General features: G+C 69.1%; 13 protein-coding genes. 4 read left to right on the top strand and 9 right to left on the bottom strand.

The genetic code is table 11. The features are described from left to right. Position 1 precedes the first annotated feature (1 nt). Genes CEK69_RS18435 through xanC form a run of 3 tightly spaced genes read right to left on the bottom strand, consistent with a single transcriptional unit; the run spans position 2 to position 1,782 of the window. The gene (locus tag CEK69_RS18435; RefSeq protein WP_043091533.1) at positions 2-751 is read right to left on the bottom strand and encodes a 1-acylglycerol-3-phosphate O-acyltransferase; all 750 of its coding nucleotides are present in this window, start codon (positions 749-751) and stop codon (positions 2-4) included. Positions 752-806: 55 nt separating this feature from the next. Then, positions 807-1,538 carry a ketosynthase gene (locus CEK69_RS18440; protein WP_152247228.1) on the bottom strand — a complete coding sequence of 244 codons (732 nt, stop codon included), beginning with the start codon at positions 1,536-1,538 and terminating at the stop codon, positions 807-809. Continuing rightward, positions 1,513-1,782 carry a xanthomonadin biosynthesis acyl carrier protein XanC gene (gene xanC / locus CEK69_RS18445; protein ID WP_003470209.1) on the bottom strand — a complete coding sequence of 90 codons (270 nt, stop codon included), beginning with the start codon at positions 1,780-1,782 and terminating at the stop codon, positions 1,513-1,515. The genes CEK69_RS18440 and xanC overlap by 26 nt, the downstream gene beginning before the upstream one ends. 131 nt (positions 1,783-1,913) lie before the next feature. On the opposite strand from xanC, the gene CEK69_RS18450 reads away from it, so the two are divergent. Genes CEK69_RS18450 through CEK69_RS18460 form a run of 3 tightly spaced genes read left to right on the top strand, consistent with a single transcriptional unit; the run spans position 1,914 to position 4,811 of the window. Further along, positions 1,914-3,272 carry an NAD(P)/FAD-dependent oxidoreductase gene (locus CEK69_RS18450; RefSeq protein ID WP_152247230.1) on the top strand — a complete coding sequence of 453 codons (1,359 nt, stop codon included), beginning with the start codon at positions 1,914-1,916 and terminating at the stop codon, positions 3,270-3,272. Continuing rightward, positions 3,269-4,285 carry a pteridine-dependent deoxygenase gene (locus tag CEK69_RS18455; RefSeq protein ID WP_152247232.1) on the top strand — a complete coding sequence of 339 codons (1,017 nt, stop codon included), beginning with the start codon at positions 3,269-3,271 and terminating at the stop codon, positions 4,283-4,285. Before CEK69_RS18450 ends, CEK69_RS18455 begins: the two co-directional genes overlap by 4 nt. Further along, positions 4,260-4,811 carry an AAA family ATPase gene (locus CEK69_RS18460; RefSeq protein ID WP_226975223.1) on the top strand — a complete coding sequence of 184 codons (552 nt, stop codon included), beginning with the start codon at positions 4,260-4,262 and terminating at the stop codon, positions 4,809-4,811. The genes CEK69_RS18455 and CEK69_RS18460 overlap by 26 nt, the downstream gene beginning before the upstream one ends. 246 nt (positions 4,812-5,057) lie before the next feature. Here the strand turns inward: CEK69_RS18460 and CEK69_RS21355 are convergent, their stop codons facing one another. The 6 genes from CEK69_RS21355 to CEK69_RS18490 all read right to left on the bottom strand — a co-directional run bounded on the left by CEK69_RS21355 (position 5,058) and on the right by CEK69_RS18490 (position 11,850). Next, positions 5,058-6,554: an XVIPCD domain-containing protein gene (locus CEK69_RS21355; protein WP_226975224.1), complete on the bottom strand. Its 1,497-nt coding sequence runs from the start codon at positions 6,552-6,554 to the stop codon at positions 5,058-5,060. Positions 6,555-6,569: 15 nt separating this feature from the next. Next, positions 6,570-7,139: a hypothetical protein gene (locus CEK69_RS18470; protein ID WP_152247235.1), complete on the bottom strand. Its 570-nt coding sequence runs from the start codon at positions 7,137-7,139 to the stop codon at positions 6,570-6,572. A gap of 289 nt (positions 7,140-7,428) precedes the next feature. After that, complete coding sequence (locus CEK69_RS18475) at positions 7,429-8,790, bottom strand: AMP-binding protein (RefSeq protein ID WP_152247237.1); 1,362 nt, start codon at positions 8,788-8,790, stop codon at positions 7,429-7,431. Between the two features lie 103 nt (positions 8,791-8,893). Next, the gene (gene cydB / locus CEK69_RS18480) at positions 8,894-9,910 is read right to left on the bottom strand and encodes a cytochrome d ubiquinol oxidase subunit II (RefSeq protein ID WP_152247239.1); all 1,017 of its coding nucleotides are present in this window, start codon (positions 9,908-9,910) and stop codon (positions 8,894-8,896) included. After that, positions 9,910-11,313: a cytochrome ubiquinol oxidase subunit I gene (locus CEK69_RS18485; protein WP_152247241.1), complete on the bottom strand. Its 1,404-nt coding sequence runs from the start codon at positions 11,311-11,313 to the stop codon at positions 9,910-9,912. The genes cydB and CEK69_RS18485 overlap by 1 nt, the downstream gene beginning before the upstream one ends. Positions 11,314-11,490: 177 nt before the next feature. Then, entirely contained in the window at positions 11,491-11,850 is a 360-nt protein-coding gene (locus CEK69_RS18490) for a hypothetical protein (protein WP_152247243.1), read from the bottom strand. A 271-nt stretch (positions 11,851-12,121) separates the two neighbouring features. Here CEK69_RS18490 and CEK69_RS18495 point away from each other — a divergent pair, with 271 nt between their 5' ends. Then, complete coding sequence (locus CEK69_RS18495; protein WP_152247245.1) at positions 12,122-14,506, top strand: S9 family peptidase; 2,385 nt, start codon at positions 12,122-12,124, stop codon at positions 14,504-14,506. Positions 14,507-14,751: the final 245 nt, after the last annotated feature.

Raw genomic sequence — 14,751 nt, forward strand, 5'->3', positions numbered from 1 at the left:
CTCATATCCTGGGTTCGAGCATGGCACGGACGGCCTGGTGCGCGCGCTGGGTCACTTCCTGGCGGTTCAGCGGGCCGTCCTCGCCGTTCACCCGGATCGGCGTGCCGATCCGCACCCGGATGACGCCGGGCCGGACCCGGAACAGGCTGGTCGGCGGCAGCACCTTGCCCGCCCCGTCCAGCGCCACCGGCACCACGTCCACCCCGGCGTCGATCGCGGCCTGCAGCAGCCCGGCCTTGAACTCGGCCAGCGCGCCGCTGCGGCTGCGGGTGCCTTCCGGGAACAGGCACAGGTCCTGGCCACGGCGCAGCAGCGCCGCCGCCTCGCGCCGCATCATCGCCCCGGCGCGGCGGCTGTCGCGGTCCAGGAACAGCATGCCGGTCGCGCGCGCATACCAGTTCACGAACGGCACCTTCAGCATCTCGTCCTTGAGCAGGAAGCGCAGCGGCACCGGCAGCGCCATGAACAGCGCGCAGATGTCGATGATCGACTGGTGGTTGCTGACGAACAGGTGGTTGCGCGACCAGTCCACCCGCTCGCGGCCCTCCACCTGCAGCCGCGCCCCGGCGCCGAACAGCAGCACCGGCGCCCAGAACCGCGCGCCCATGCGCAGCGGCAGGCGCGGCCCGGTCAGCCACAGCAGCACCAGTGCGACGACGATGCCCAGCGCGGTGTGCGCCAGGGTGAACACCAACTGCAGGGCGTTCCACACGGCCCAGGCCATGCGCGAAGGCATCCCAGCCTGCGGCAACTTGCTGTTTTCCTTGATGATCTGCACGACCCTTGCGTCCCCTGCACTTCGCGCGTCAGCGCAACAGATCGCGCCAAAAAACCGGCCCCAGCCGCGCCAGCCGGTGCAGGAAGTCGGGCAGATTACGGTAGGGACGCTGCGGAAACCAGCGCCCGCGCAGCAGGTACTCGCCGACGAAGAAGCCGCCGATGACCCCGTAGCCGAGCAGATTGGCGAACAGCGAGGCGCGCGCATCGCTGATCGGCAGCGGCGAGGCCAGGCCCAGTTGCGCCAGCACCCCGCTGGGCTGGGCGCACAGCGCCAGCAGCAGGTTGAGCAGGGTCAGCCCGACCAGCAGCAGGGTCCAGGCCAGGGTCAGGCGGCGGGTGTAGCGCAGTTGGTCCGGGGTGATCGGCATGCCGGCCTGCCGGTACAGGGCCTCGACGATGCGGGTGATCAGCGGCGTGCGCCCGCGCTGCAGGCTGCGCCCGAAGAACCAGGCCACCCAGGCGGTGAACAGCACCGGCGGCGCGGCCAGCAGCAGCAGGGCGTGCGGCGAGCGCCACAGCGGCACCAGCGCCGCGGTCGCGGCGAGCGCCAGCGCCCAGGCCCAGGGCCGCCAGCGCGCCATCGGCTCCACCAGCACCATCAGCACCAGCGCCGCGCCGGCCAGCACCGCCAGGTCCGGACGGTGCGCGGCATTGGCCCAGTGCGCCAGTGGCGAGTAGGCCAGCGCCAGCAGCACGCCCAGGGCCAGCGCCCAGGGCGCGGCGTCGGCCGGCTCAGCTGGTCTTGTTGGCTTCGACATGCGCCGACAGCGCGCGCAGCGAGGCGAAGATGCGGCGGTTCTCGTCGTTGTCCGAGCGCAGCTGGAAGCCGTAGCGCTTGCTGATCGCCAGCGCCAGTTCCAGGGCGTCGATCGAGTCCAGCCCCAGGCCGGTATTGAACAGCGGCGCCTCCGGATCGATGTCGCCGGGCTGGACGTCTTCCAGGTTCAGGCTCTCGACCAGCAGCTCGGCCAGTTCACGTTCGGCGGCGGTTTGCGAAGACATCCAGGGGCTTCCAGGCGAAAGGACGGGTGCGACAAGATGGTGCATCGGGCGCTGCGGCGCAACCATCGGCCCGCGAACGGCACGCTATCATGCCGTTTCGCCCCGCCGTTGCGCCCGCAGGTTCCCTCAGGATGACGTCCGCCGCTGTTGCTTCCCCTCCCCCCACCGCACGCGACGCCGCGGCAGACACGCCCGACGTGCTGGTGATCGGCGGGGGGCCGGCCGGCTGCGCGGCGGCGATCGTGCTGGCGCAACGCGGCTGGCGGGTGACGGTGCTGGAAAAGGACCACCATCCGCGCTTCCACATCGGCGAATCGCTGCTGCCGATGAACATGCCGATCCTGCAGCGGCTGGGCGTGCTCGATCAGGTGCGGGCGATCGGCGTGCTCAAGCTCGGCGCCGATTTCCCCAACGATGCCGGCGGCTACAACACCTTCCGTTTCGCGCATGCGCTGGGCGCGCAGTCCGACTTCGCGCTGCAGGTGCCGCGCGCCGACTTCGACCGGGTGCTGTTCGCACACGCGCGTGCGGTCGGCGCCGACGTGCACGAGGGCGTCCGCGTCGAGGCGGTGCAGCTGGACGGCGAGACGCCGACGGTGCAGGCACGCGGCGCCGACGGCGTGCGCCACTACCGGCCGCGCTACCTGATCGACGCCAGCGGCCGCGACACCTTCCTCGGCAACACGCTCAAGCTCAAGCGCGCCAATCCGCGGCACCAGTCGGCGGCGCTGTTCAGCCATTTCCGCGGCGTGGCGCGGCGCCCCGGCGAGGACGCCGGCAACATCAGCATCTATCGCCACGCGCACGGCTGGATGTGGCTGATCCCGCTGCCCGACGACGTGATGAGCGTGGGCGCGGTGTGCGACCCGGAGTACATGAAGACCCGCAAGGGCTGCGACAGCGAGACGTTCCTGCTGCGCACGCTGGCGCTGAATCCGGACGTGGTGGCGCGCATGACCGGCGCGCAGCGCGTGGCGCCGGTGCACGCCACCGGCAACTACGCCTACGAATGCACGCGCATGAGCGGGCCGCGCTGGCTGATGCTCGGCGACGCCTACGCCTTCGTCGACCCGATGTTCTCCTCCGGCGTGTACCTGGCCATGCACAGCGCCGAGCGCGGCGCGTCCGTGGTCGACGCGGCGCTGCGCGACCCGGCCAGCGAGGCGCGGCTGCAGCGGCGCCTGGAGCGGCACTTGCGCGGCGGCCTGGACGAGTTCAAGTGGTTCATCTACCGCTTCACCTCGCCGACCATGCGCGAGCTGTTCGCGCAGCCGCGCAACGTGCTGCAGGTGGAACAGGCGGTGGTGGCAATGCTCGCCGGCGACGTCTTCGACAACCGTGCGGTGCTGCGCCGCCTGCGCGTGTTCCGCGCCATCTATGCGCTGTCCGCGGTGGCGATGCTGCCGCGGGCGTGGCGCGCCTGGCGCCACCGCCGCCGCCAGGCCCGCGAACAGTTCCACGGCGACACCTTGCACGGAGATACACCATGAGCCGCCCGCACCTGCAGTTTCCGCACCACACGCAGGGCCATCCGCAGTTGCAGGTGGACTACGTCGCCGAAACCGACCCCAGCCAGTGGCTGGCCGAGGATCGCGTCCTGGCGGTATTCGGCTTCGGCGAGACCGCGCCCTACCACGACGACCCGCGCTACCTGCGCGTGCCGCTGCAGCCGCACGGCCCGCGCATGCTCGAGGTGTGGCGCACCGACGCCCCGGTGCACAGCGGCCGCGACGGCGCCATCGCCTGGGCCAGCGACGGCCGCCTGCAGTTCGGCGTCATCGAGATCGACGAGCGCCAGGTCGACCTGGACATCGAGGAAGCCGCCGCGCTCGCCTACGCGCAGATCAGCGCCTTCGTCGCTGGCAGCGCCACCCCGCGCCTGCTGCGCATCTGGAACTACCTCGACGCGATCACCCTGGGCAGCGGCGACCGCGAGCGCTACCGGCGCTTCTGCGTCGGCCGCGCGCGCGGGCTGGGCGATTTCGACGCCACCCAGCTGCCGGCGGCGACCGCGGTCGGCCGCTGCGACGATGCGCGGGTGATGCAGATCTACTGGCTGGCCGCCGCGCAGGCCGGCACCCCGCTGGAGAACCCGCGCCAGGTCAGCGCCTACCGCTACCCGCGCCAGTACGGCCCGCAGCCGCCCAGCTTCGCCCGCGCTATGCTGCCGCCGGCCGGCAGCGACATGCCGCTGCTGCTGTCGGGCACCGCCAGCGTGGTCGGCCACGCCTCCATGCATCAGGGCCAGCTGCTGGCGCAGTTGGAGGAAACCTTCGCCAACTTCGACGCCCTGCTGGCGGCCGCCCGCGAACACGCCCCGGACCTGCCATCGCAGTTCGGCGACGGCACCCGCCTCAAGGTCTACGTGCGCGAGCCCGGCGACCTGCCGCTGGTCGCCGCCGCCCTCGATACCCGCTTCGGCGACCGCGTCCCGCGCCTGCTGCTGCACGCGGTGATCTGCCGCGACGAACTGGCGGTTGAGATCGACGGCGTGCATGGTTGAACGGCGACGCAAGATCGTCCTGGTGTCCGGTGCCCCCGGCGCCGGCAAGACCACGCTGGCGGTCCCGCTGGCGGCGCACCTGGGCTTTCCGCTGTTCTGCAAGGATTTCATCAAGGAGACGCTGACCGACGCCCTGGGCGATGGCGGCGGCGATCTCGCCGCATCGCGCCGTCTCGGCGGCGCAGCGATGGAGATGCTCTGGTCGCTGGCACAGCGCAGTCCGCACGCGGTGCTGGAAGCCAACTTCCGGCCCCGCAGCGACTACGAGCGCGGCAGGATCGCCGCACTGGAGGCGAGGCTGGTGGAAGTCCATTGCCACTGCGGCCATGACGAGACCCTGCGCCGCTTCCGCGCGCGTTCCGCGACGGGCACGCAGCACGCGGCACACCCCCTGCGGGAACTGCCGCCCGACCTGCTTGCCGACTATCCCGGCCCAATCGGCCTGGGGGCGGTGATCGACGTGGACACCCGCATGCCGGTGGATCTGCCGCACCTGTTCGCGCAGGTCGCCGCCGCGCTTTCCTGAGCGGGTACCGGCACCGCCACTGCCGCGCCGGTTCCGCCCGCGCGACGCGCTGTCCCTGGACTTGCGCCCAAGTGCGGCCTGTGCGGGACGGATGCCGTGTCGCTGCTTGCCCGGCGCAAATCACGTTGGACGCCGGACGTGGCAGAGCGCGCCGCAGCAAGCGCGTATGCGTCGATGTTTCGCGCCGCTGCCTTCCACCCCGCGCCTGCCCATCCCCCCTCGCCGGCCACGCAGTGGCGACACGCACTAACGCGTCGGCGCGGTCAGGTGACGGTCCAATTCCGGCTGTGTGGTGCGCTGTTGCTCCTGCCCCAGCGCCTGATTGGCCAGCGCCAGTTTCTGGTCCGACTGCTCCACCGGCGTGGCCAACGCCTGCTCCACCGGAACGACCGCGCGCTTCATCGCCGGGTCGTCCAGTGCGCCCTGCACGGCGATCAGGTTCCCGGTCTTCCCCAACACCACGTGGTCGACCCGCTCCAGCGCATTGCCCGACAACGAATAGCCGGCCGTGCCCGGATACATGTCGCGGTTGTCCTTGCAGGCCGCCAGCAGGCTGCGGCTGAGCCGCTCGCTGTCGTGGTCGTAGGCCTTGCCCAGGTCTGCGTCGACCCTGCGCATGCCTGCTCGGATCTGTTCCAGCAGCGCGTGATCCGGATGCCCCGGCAGCGACGGATCATCGCTCCGGTGCGCCTCCGTGCCTTGCGCGGGAAGCGTCGAAGGTTCGGGCAACCCGTTGGCCAGGGGCGACACGTGCCGATGGGTGTCGGCGGTGTGCTGCAGCAGTCCCGCGACCGGCGGCTGGGTGCTGGTGTCGAAGTACGGCAGAGGACGCCGATCCCTGCCCAGATCCAGCCCGTTCTCTTCCAGCAGCGACTCGCGCAGATGCAGCCGCGACAGGTTCAGCGCGATCTGCGGGGTGTCGTTGCCGGGTTGGGGAGGATGGCTTGCTCGCTCCGCCTGTGCGATGAACGAGATCGCATTGGCTGCGTAGTAGTTGGGATAGTCGGAGTTTCCGAGCGCGCCCAGGCCACCAGGGCTTCTAGGCAGCTTATCGAAGTAGTTCTGCCCCATTGCCTCCAGATTGCCCGGCGTTGGACTCAGCGTCAGATCGCTATTGATGCTCAAGTTCTGCTTCAGCTCATAGGACAAACCACGCGGCCCACTCTTGACCTCAATAAAGTCAGCCAGTCGACCTGGCTGCTCGCGATAGATGTCTTGAAGCGATGGATGGGGATTGACTGCTTTCACCCTGCTTACGACAGCGTTCCATCCCGCAATTTCTGCTCCAGCCTCATCGCGCCGATGCTGAGACAACAAGGTATTGAGAGGCTCGGTATAGTCGCGAGGCTCTGACTGGTGCCGCGCAATGTGCTTCACCGCGTCATGGAAAGCTTCGCGCGCTTGCGCAGTGTCAGCGGCATTGAAACCGTGTTGCAGCTCGTGGCCCAACACGAATGTCAGCTCACCGGCAGCGGGCAACCTGCCTCCAGGCAGCGCAGTGAGTCGCGCCAAGGGGATCCGCATGGACTGCGTCTGAGGCTCGTACTCACCGCCAGCATTCGGATTGGTCAATGGCACGATCTGCTTGAGATACTGTCGCTCAACTGCCGTGTTGAACTGATCTACCAATGCAGGAGAAGCGTTGACGATCGCCCGCAAATTATCCGCTTGCTCTCGAGTGACGCCAGGTTGGGTGGAAAATGCCGAAATGACAGTTTCAGCTTGTGGACTGAGCCCCGCCATGATGCTCTCCTGCGATCAAGTGACAACGATCGTCCTGACGCAGGAACGACCGCTGCCTGTGTCCGATGTCCACACATGCTCACCTTCGGGATAGACCTCCACATGCATTCCCTGACGATCAAAAGAGTCGTACAGAAGCCGACCATTCAGCAGGTTCGGCTGTCCTGGTGCCGGCTGCGGAGGCGAATCGAAATTACGCTGCCGGGCAAACCCCATTTCTTCCAACTGACGAGTGAATTGATCGAAGTCGAGTTGGCAGATATCCCCCATTTGCGGCGAAGCGCCTGAGACAACCGGATTGAATCCGAAGTCCAAACGGGGAGGAACGGCACGCATATCGACCTCAAAGCCATGAGCCCACTCTGGGCTTACCTGCTCGCCAAATCCATAACGTTCCACGCCGTTCTCCCCACGCTCCACCGCCACCCCCATCACCTCATGCAAGCGCTCCGGCGTGAAGTCGACCACGCTCCTGCTGGTCCGGATCAAGGTCAGCAATCGGCTGAGCATCTGCTCGGCGCTCAGCTTGGGCGATACGGGCGCGGCGGCCTGATCGGCGGCGCCGGACGAGGGGGACGAGGTCATGGCGGGAGATTCCTTGGCAGGAGGCGCAACGGCAGGCGTCCGCGCGGGCGCATGGGTGCAGGCCCCGCACAGCAGCGAGGCGATCAGGACGAGAGAAGCCCGATGGGGCATGCGGCACATCCTTGCGGCGCGAAGCGATGAGCGCAGTATACGAACACCGGCAGGCCCCACAGCAAGCCGCCCACTGAACCATCTGCAGCGATGCAGGCTCGGCGTTTCACCAGCAGCGGTCGATTGACCGCTTGCCAAGCCGGCCTGATCCCGATCCCGGTGCGATTCGACCGCCCCGTCAGTCCTCGCGTGCCGCCAGCAACGCCAGCATGCGATCGCGCGGCAGCTTGCCGGTCTCGTTGCGCGGCAGGGCGTCGAGCAGGCGCAGGCGGCGCGGCAGGAACACCGGATCCAGCTCGCGGCGCAGCGCGGCGAGGATCGTGGCCTCGTCCAGCGTCGGTGCCACCACCACCGCGGCGATGCGGCCCACCGCCTGGCCCGGTTCCGGATCCAGTTGCAGCATCGCGCCGTCGACCACGCCCGGCAGGGCCAGCAGGCGCCGGGTGAGGTCGGCCAGCGAGGCGCGCTTGCCGGCGATCTCCAGCAGGTCGGCCTGGCGCCCGCGCACCTGGAAACGGCCGTCGGCATCCACTTCCATCAGGTCGGCCAGCAGCACCGGCTGCGGCAGGTGCGGCGCGTGCACCAGGGTGCCGTCCGGCTGCGGCGCCACGCGCACGCCCGGCAGCGGCGTCCATGGCGCTTCGCAGGCGGTGCGGCGGCTGGCGAACACGCAGGTCTCGGTGGAGCCGAACATCTCGCGCACCTGCCCGCCGAAGCGCGCCTCGGCAGCGGCGGCCAGTTCCTGCGCCAGCGGCGCGGTGGCCGAGACGATGCCGGCCAGCGGCGGCAGAGCGACGCCGGATTCGACCAGCGCGCGCAGATGCACCGGCGTGGTCACCAGCAGCCGCGGCGCCGGCAGCTGCGCCAGCGCGCGGGCCACGTCCTCGGGAAAGAACGGGCGCCCGGCGTGCACCGCCAGCGGCGTCACCAGCGGCAGCAGGATCGACAGCTCCATGCCGTACATGTGCTGCGGCGGCACCGTCGCCACCACCTGCGGCACCGCCGTGTCCGGCCACAGCCCAACCAGCGCCAGCAGGTCCTGGCGGGTGCTGGTGAGGAAGCTGCCCCAGGTCTTGGGATTGGGCTTGGGCGCGCCGGTGCTGCCGGAGGTGAAACCGATCGCCACCAGCGCGTCGTCGGCCAGCTGCGGCATCGGCCCGTCCAGCGACGGCAGCGCGTCCGGCAACTGCCAGTAGCGCGGCGGCGGCTCGGCCAGCGCCAGGTCGCCCAGGCAGTAGCAATCGGCATGGCTGCGCTGCACCTCGGCCACCACCGCCGGCGCGCGCGAGGACGGCAGCAGCGAGGTCTGCCCGCGCAGCGCCACCGCGCAGAACGCGACCATGAAGCGGTAGCGGTCCTCGCACAGGTTCAGCGCATGCCGGCCGGCCGGCAGCACCGCAGCCAGCCCGCGCACGTGGCCGAGGAAGGTGGCCAGGTCGATGTGTTCGCCGTTGGCGAAGGCCAGCGGGCGCCGCGCGTCGCCGACGGCGAGCGGATGCAACAGCGGCGCGGCGGGAATCTCGGAGGAAACGGCGGACATGCGGGGCGGCGGCTCGGGCGGGCGATGACCCGCACGGCGCGGGAGCCGGTAGCTTGGCCGCCACCGCCGCCGCTGGCAAGCCGGCCTGCCGCGGCGGCCGCCGTCAGTGGTGGTAGCCGGTATCGGCGGTGATCTTGCCGCGGAACACCCGGTACGACCACGCGGTGTAGCCCAGGATCACCGGCAACAGCACCGCCAGCCCGGCCAGCACGAAACCCTGCGAGGACGGCGGCGAGGCCGCTTCCCAGATGGTCAGCCCGGGCGGCACGATGTTCGGCCAGATGCCCAGCACCAGGCCGAAGAAGCCGAGCACGAAGAAGCACAGGGTCAGCACGAACGGACGCGCATCGCGGCCCTGCGCCATCGCCGCCCGCCACAGCGCCAGCGCGTTGACCAGCACCAGCAGCGGTACCGGCGACAGCCACCAGAAATTCCCGTCGTGGAACCAGCGCGCCATGATCCGCGAGTCCAGGAACGGCAGCCAGGCGCTGACCAGGCCCATGAACACCACTACCACCAGTACCAGCGGCCGGGTCAGGGTGCGGGCGATGCGCTGCATCGCGCCCTCGGTCTTGAGGATCAGCCAGCTGCCGCCGAGCAACGCATAGCCGAACACCACCGCCGCGCCGGTCAGCATGGAGAACGGGCTGAACCAGCCCAGCACGCCGCCCAGGTACTTGCCGTCCTGCAGCGGCATGCCTTCCACCAGCGCGCCGAGGATCACGCCCTGCCAGAACGCCGCGCACAGCGAGCCCAGCGCGAACGCCCAGCCCCACAGGTATTTGGATGTGCGCGCCTTGAAGCGGAACTCGAAGGCCACGCCGCGGAACACCAGCGCGATCAGCATCAGCAGCACCGGCAGGTACAGCGCCGACAGCACGATCGCGTAGGCCTTGGGGAAGGCCGCCAGCAGGCCGGCGCCACCGAGCACCAGCCAGGTCTCGTTGCCGTCCCAGATCGGCGCGGCGGTATTCATCATCAGATCGAGCTGGTCCTCGTCCTCGGCGAACGGCGCCAGGATGCCGAGGCCGAGCACGAAGCCGTCCAGCAGCACGTACATCAGCACGCCGAAGCCGATCACGCCGAACCAGATCACCGGCAGTATGGTCGCCATGTCCATCAGCGGGTCTCCTCGATGTCGTCGTCGGCCGCCGACAGCGGTCGCGCCGGGGTCTTGTCGCCTTCCTGCATGCGCGGCGCCGGCTCGTGCGGCAGCGGCCCATGGCGCAGCATGCGCAGGATGTACCAACTGCCGAAGCCGAACACCAGCGCGTAGGCGAGCACGTACACGCTCAGCGAGATCCACACCATCGCCGGACTGACCGTCGGGCTGACCGCATCGCGCGTATGCAGCAGGCCATAGATCACGTAGGGCTGGCGCCCGATCTCGGTAACGAACCAGCCGGCGACCAGGGCCACGAACCCGGCCGGCAGCATCGCGTTCCACGCCAGGTGCAGCGCGCGCCGGCGCAGCAACGTGCCGCGCCACCAGAAGAACAGCGACACCAGCGCCAGCAGCAACATCGCCATGCCCAGCCCGACCATCACCCGGAACGCATAGAACACCGGCTTCACCGGCGGCCGCTCGTCCCGCGGCACCGTGGTCAGCGGAGTGATCTCGCCATCCAGCGTGTGGGTGAGGATCACGCTGCCCAGGCGCGGGATGGTCACCTCGTAGTCATTGCGCTCGGCGGCCTCGTTGGGCACCGCAAACACCACCAACGGCACGCCCTGCCCCTTCGCCTCGCCGTGCCAGTGCCCCTCCATCGCCGCCACCTTGATCGGCTGGTGCTCGAGCGTATTCAGGCCATGCGCATCGCCGGCGGCGATCTGCAACGGCAGCGCGATCGAGGCGAACGCCACCGCCAGCTTGAGCATGCGCCCGGCTGCATCCAGGTGCTCGCCGCGGCGCAGGTACCAGCCGCTGACCCCGCCGATCACGAAACAGGTGGTGATGAATGCGGCCAGCACCATGTGCGTGAGCCGGTACGGGAACGAGGGATTGAAGATCACCTCGCGCCAGTTGGCCGGGTGGAACACGCCTTCGACCACCGCATAGCCGGCCGGCGTCTGCAGCCAGCTATTGGCCGACAGGATCCAGAACGTGGAGATCAGCGTGCCGATGGCGACCAGGCAGGTGGCCAGGAAGTGCAGCTTCTCCGGCACCTTGTGCCAACCGAACAGCATCACCCCGAGGAACGAGGCTTCCAGGAAGAACGCGGTCAGCACCTCGTAGCTGAGCAGCGGCCCGAGGATGTTGCCGGCGCGTTCGCTGAGCACCGCCCAGTTGGTGCCGAACTGGAAACTCATCACGATGCCGCTGACCACGCCCATCCCGAAGGACACAGCGAAGATCTTCAGCCAGAAAAAGTACAGATCGCGCCACACCGTGTCGCGGGTGCGCAGCCAGCGCCACTCCAGGAACGCCAGCCAGCTCGACAGGCCGATGGTGAAGGCCGGGAACAGCACGTGGAAACTGATGACGAATCCGAACTGGATGCGCGACAGCAGCAGGGCGTCCATGGGTAGCGCCTGAGGCAGCGGAAACGATGCCTATTGTTGGTGCAGCGCGGCGAAATGGGATGTGACGGTTTGTCGCAGCGCCGCCATTGCCGCAGGGTTGGCGCAACCGCGATAGCGGAAAGAGGGCTCTGTTCGAGGCTCAGTTGATCGGGCCCCGCCTCAAGCCCGGCGCCTCCATCAATGAGACAACGCCAACTCCACCTTGACTTCCTTTTTGCATCGCATGCTCACCTCGGGAAACTTCCACTGTCCGACAGCGTCAAGCACCGCTTCAGCGTAGCCTGAATCGGAGAATTTCCTTCTCTCCAACTGCTTGATATCGACCCTCGATATTTCGGCAACCGATACGTCACCGTTCCTTTCGATCACGATCGCGACGTAGATCGAGCCGATGAACTGGCTTCCCGTGCGCCCTGGCAGCGCTGGCTGAATGGTTTCGAGCGGGCGCAAGCTGGAGGCGCAGTCGGTCTTCGGCAAGTCGTGCGTTTGCTGTCCGCCAACTGTTGCAAGCGCCGCCCACACAAGCACACTTTTCATGGTTCCCCCGGCTTTTGCATGCTTGCTTGCTCAGTGGCGTGTCGACCCTGGCCTGCGTCATTCCAGGCCGTCGTGACCTCAAGCGACGCGCGGTGTGACAAGCAATCATGGCGCAGCCACCGCGTGCGCCGACTGACCCGATGCGGGTCCGCCAGCACCGTCGCCAAGATTACAAGGCCTCCGCTCCCGGTGGCGCCCATGACCAACGGCGCAATCGCCGCCACCCTGGCGACTGCTACCCTTGCGGTTTGCCGTTCGCCCGGAATTCCAGATGCGTCGTCTCGCCCTGAGCGCTGTTGTGTTGCTGTCCCTGTCCTGCCTGCCGCCGCTGGCCGCGGCCCAGGATGCCGCCGCCCCGCTGACCATCGAGCAGGCCATGGCCGATCCGGACTGGATCGGGCCGCCGGTCGAGGATGCGTGGTGGGCCTGGGACGGGCGCCAGGTGCAGTACCAGCTCAAGCGCACCGGCAGCCCGGTGCGCGACACCTACCGCCAGGACGTCGACGGCGACGCCGCGCAGCGGGTCGAGGACGCCCAGCGCAGCACCCTGGACGCGGCCAACCCGGTCTACGACGCACGCCGCCAGCGCATGCTGTTCGTGCGCAACGGCGACGTGTTCCTGCGCGACCTGCGCAGCGGCGCGCTGACCCAGCTGACCCGCAGCAACCAGGCTGCCGCGCGGCCGCAGTTCACCACCGATGGCGGCGCGCTGTGGCGGGTCGGCAACGACTGGTACCGCTGGAGCCCGGGCGGCGGCGTGCAGCAGGCCGCGGTGCTCAAGGCCGAGCGCGATCCCGATGCCGCGCCCAAGCCCGACGTGCTGCGCGACCAGCAACTGCGCACGCTGGAGACCCTGGCCCGCGACCGCGCCCAGCGCGAGCTGCTGCGCCAGCAGGAGCAAGCCTGGCGCCGCGCCGACAGCAGCCGCGCGCCGGCACCCGTGTACCTGGGCGACGACGTGGTGGTCGACGACAGCGCGCTGTCGCCGGACGGCCGCCACCTGCTGGTCGTCACCCACGCCAAGGGCGCCGAGGAAGGCCGCGACAGCAAGATGCCCAAGTACGTGACCGAATCCGGCTACGCCGAGTTCCAGGAGGCGCGCACCCTGGTCGGGCGCAATTCGCCGGTGGCGCAGACCCTGTGGCTGGTCGATGCGATGGCCGGCAGCGCGCGCAAGCTCGACCTGTCGGTGCTGCCCGGCATCGGCACCGATCCGCTGGCGGCGCTGCGCAAGGCCGCCAAGCAGGAGCCGCTGCAGGGCCCGCGTGCGGTGCGCGTGGAAACCGACGGCGACGGCAGCGGCGCCTCGATGCACTGGAGCGAGGACGGCCGCAATGTCGCCGTGCTGCTGCGCGCGGTGGACAACAAGGATCGCTGGATCGCCAGCGTCGACCTGGACAAGGCGGTGCTGCAGCCGCGCCACCGCCTGACCGATCCGGCCTGGATCAACTGGAGCTTCAACGACTTCGGCTGGATGCCGGACAACCAGACGCTGTGGCTGCTGTCCGAGCAGTCCGGCTATTCGCACCTGTACACCCAGCGCGGCACCGAGAAGCCGCGCCAGCGCACCTCCGGCAAGTGGGAAGTGTCCGCGCCGGTGGTCAGCGCCGACGGCCAGGGCTTCCTGTTCCTGTGCAACCGCAAGTGGCCGGGCGACTACGAGGTGTGCAAGCTCGATCTGCGCAACGACAGCGTCGCCGAGCTGACCTCGCTGGACGGCGTCGAGGACTTCGCGCTGTCGCCGGACGGCCAGCAGTTGCTGGTGCACTACTCCGGCCCCTACCTGCCGCCGCAACTGGCGGTGCTGCCGGCCGCCGGCGGCACCGCGCGCGTGCTCACCGACACCCGCAGTGCCGCGTTCAAGGCGCGCCAATGGGTACAGCCGCAGTTCGTGCAGGTGCCGTCCAAGCACGGCGCCGGCACCGTCTGGGGCAAGTACTACGGTCCGGCGCAGCCGGAGCCGGGCAAGCGCTATCCGGTGGTGATGTTCGTGCACGGCGCCGGCTACCTGCAGAACGTGTCGGCACGCTACACCCCGTACTTCCGCGAGCAGATGTTCCACAACCTGCTGGTGCAGAAGGGCTACATCGTGCTGGACCTGGACTACCGCGCCAGCGCCGGCTACGGCCGCGACTGGCGCACCGCGATCTACCGCGACATGGGCCATCCGGAGCTGGAGGACTACCTGGACGGCCTGGACTGGCTGGTCGACAGCAAGCAGGGCGACCGTGGCCGCGCCGGCATCTACGGCGGTTCCTACGGCGGCTTCATGACCTACATGGCGCTGTTCCGCAGCCCCGGCACGTTCAAGGCCGGCGCCGCGCTGCGCCCGGTGGCCGACTGGAGCCAGTACAACCACGAATACACCTCCAACATCCTCAACACCCCGGACCTGGACCCGGAGGCCTACCGCACCTCCTCGCCGATCGAATACGCCAGCGGCCTGCGCGACCACCTGCTGATCGCCCACGGCATGGTCGACGACAACGTGTTCTTCAAGGACTCGGTGGACATGACCCAGAAGCTGATCGAGCTGCACAAGGACAACTGGGAGATCGCACCGTACCCGCTGGAGAAGCACGGCTTCACCCGCGCCGATTCCTGGCTGGACGAGTACAAGCGCATCCTCAAGCTGTTCGAGCGCGAGCTGCGCTGAGCCGGCCGCATACCGAGGCGCCTGCCGTCGACGTGCGGCAGGCGCAGCGCCCGCGGGGCGCCTTCGGGGGACAGCGCCAACCACCGGTGTCCGTCACGCATCGCGCCGTTCCGCAGGAGTCAACGGTCATGCATCCGCGACGCGCGAGGTGGTGAGCCTTCCGATGGCGCAATGCGTCGGGACTGAAGTCCCTCCCACAGTGCACCCGGCGGGCTCGCCGCAAGCCCCTGTGGGAGCGACTTCAG

It is taken from the genome of Xanthomonas sp. LMG 12462, assembly GCF_009192885.1.
In the GTDB taxonomy this organism is placed as follows: Bacteria; Pseudomonadota; Gammaproteobacteria; order Xanthomonadales; family Xanthomonadaceae; genus Xanthomonas_A; species Xanthomonas_A sontii.

Excerpts from the sequence above, each read along its gene's own strand:
- CEK69_RS21355 (WP_226975224.1), bottom strand. The coding sequence starts at position 6,554 with ATGGCGGGGCTCAGTCCACAAGCTGAAACTGTCATTTCGGCATTTTCC.
- xanC (WP_003470209.1), bottom strand. The coding sequence starts at position 1,782 with ATGTCTTCGCAAACCGCCGCCGAACGTGAACTGGCCGAGCTGCTGGTC.
- CEK69_RS18470 (WP_152247235.1), bottom strand. The coding sequence starts at position 7,139 with ATGACCTCGTCCCCCTCGTCCGGCGCCGCCGATCAGGCCGCCGCGCCC.
- cydB (WP_152247239.1), bottom strand. The coding sequence starts at position 9,910 with ATGGACATGGCGACCATACTGCCGGTGATCTGGTTCGGCGTGATCGGC.
- CEK69_RS18495 (WP_152247245.1), top strand. The coding sequence starts at position 12,122 with ATGCGTCGTCTCGCCCTGAGCGCTGTTGTGTTGCTGTCCCTGTCCTGC.
- CEK69_RS18475 (WP_152247237.1), bottom strand. The coding sequence starts at position 8,790 with ATGTCCGCCGTTTCCTCCGAGATTCCCGCCGCGCCGCTGTTGCATCCG.
- CEK69_RS18485 (WP_152247241.1), bottom strand. The coding sequence starts at position 11,313 with ATGGACGCCCTGCTGCTGTCGCGCATCCAGTTCGGATTCGTCATCAGT.
- CEK69_RS18450 (WP_152247230.1), top strand. The coding sequence starts at position 1,914 with ATGACGTCCGCCGCTGTTGCTTCCCCTCCCCCCACCGCACGCGACGCC.
- CEK69_RS18440 (WP_152247228.1), bottom strand. The coding sequence starts at position 1,538 with ATGTCGAAGCCAACAAGACCAGCTGAGCCGGCCGACGCCGCGCCCTGG.
- CEK69_RS18490 (WP_152247243.1), bottom strand. The coding sequence starts at position 11,850 with ATGAAAAGTGTGCTTGTGTGGGCGGCGCTTGCAACAGTTGGCGGACAG.
- CEK69_RS18455 (WP_152247232.1), top strand. The coding sequence starts at position 3,269 with ATGAGCCGCCCGCACCTGCAGTTTCCGCACCACACGCAGGGCCATCCG.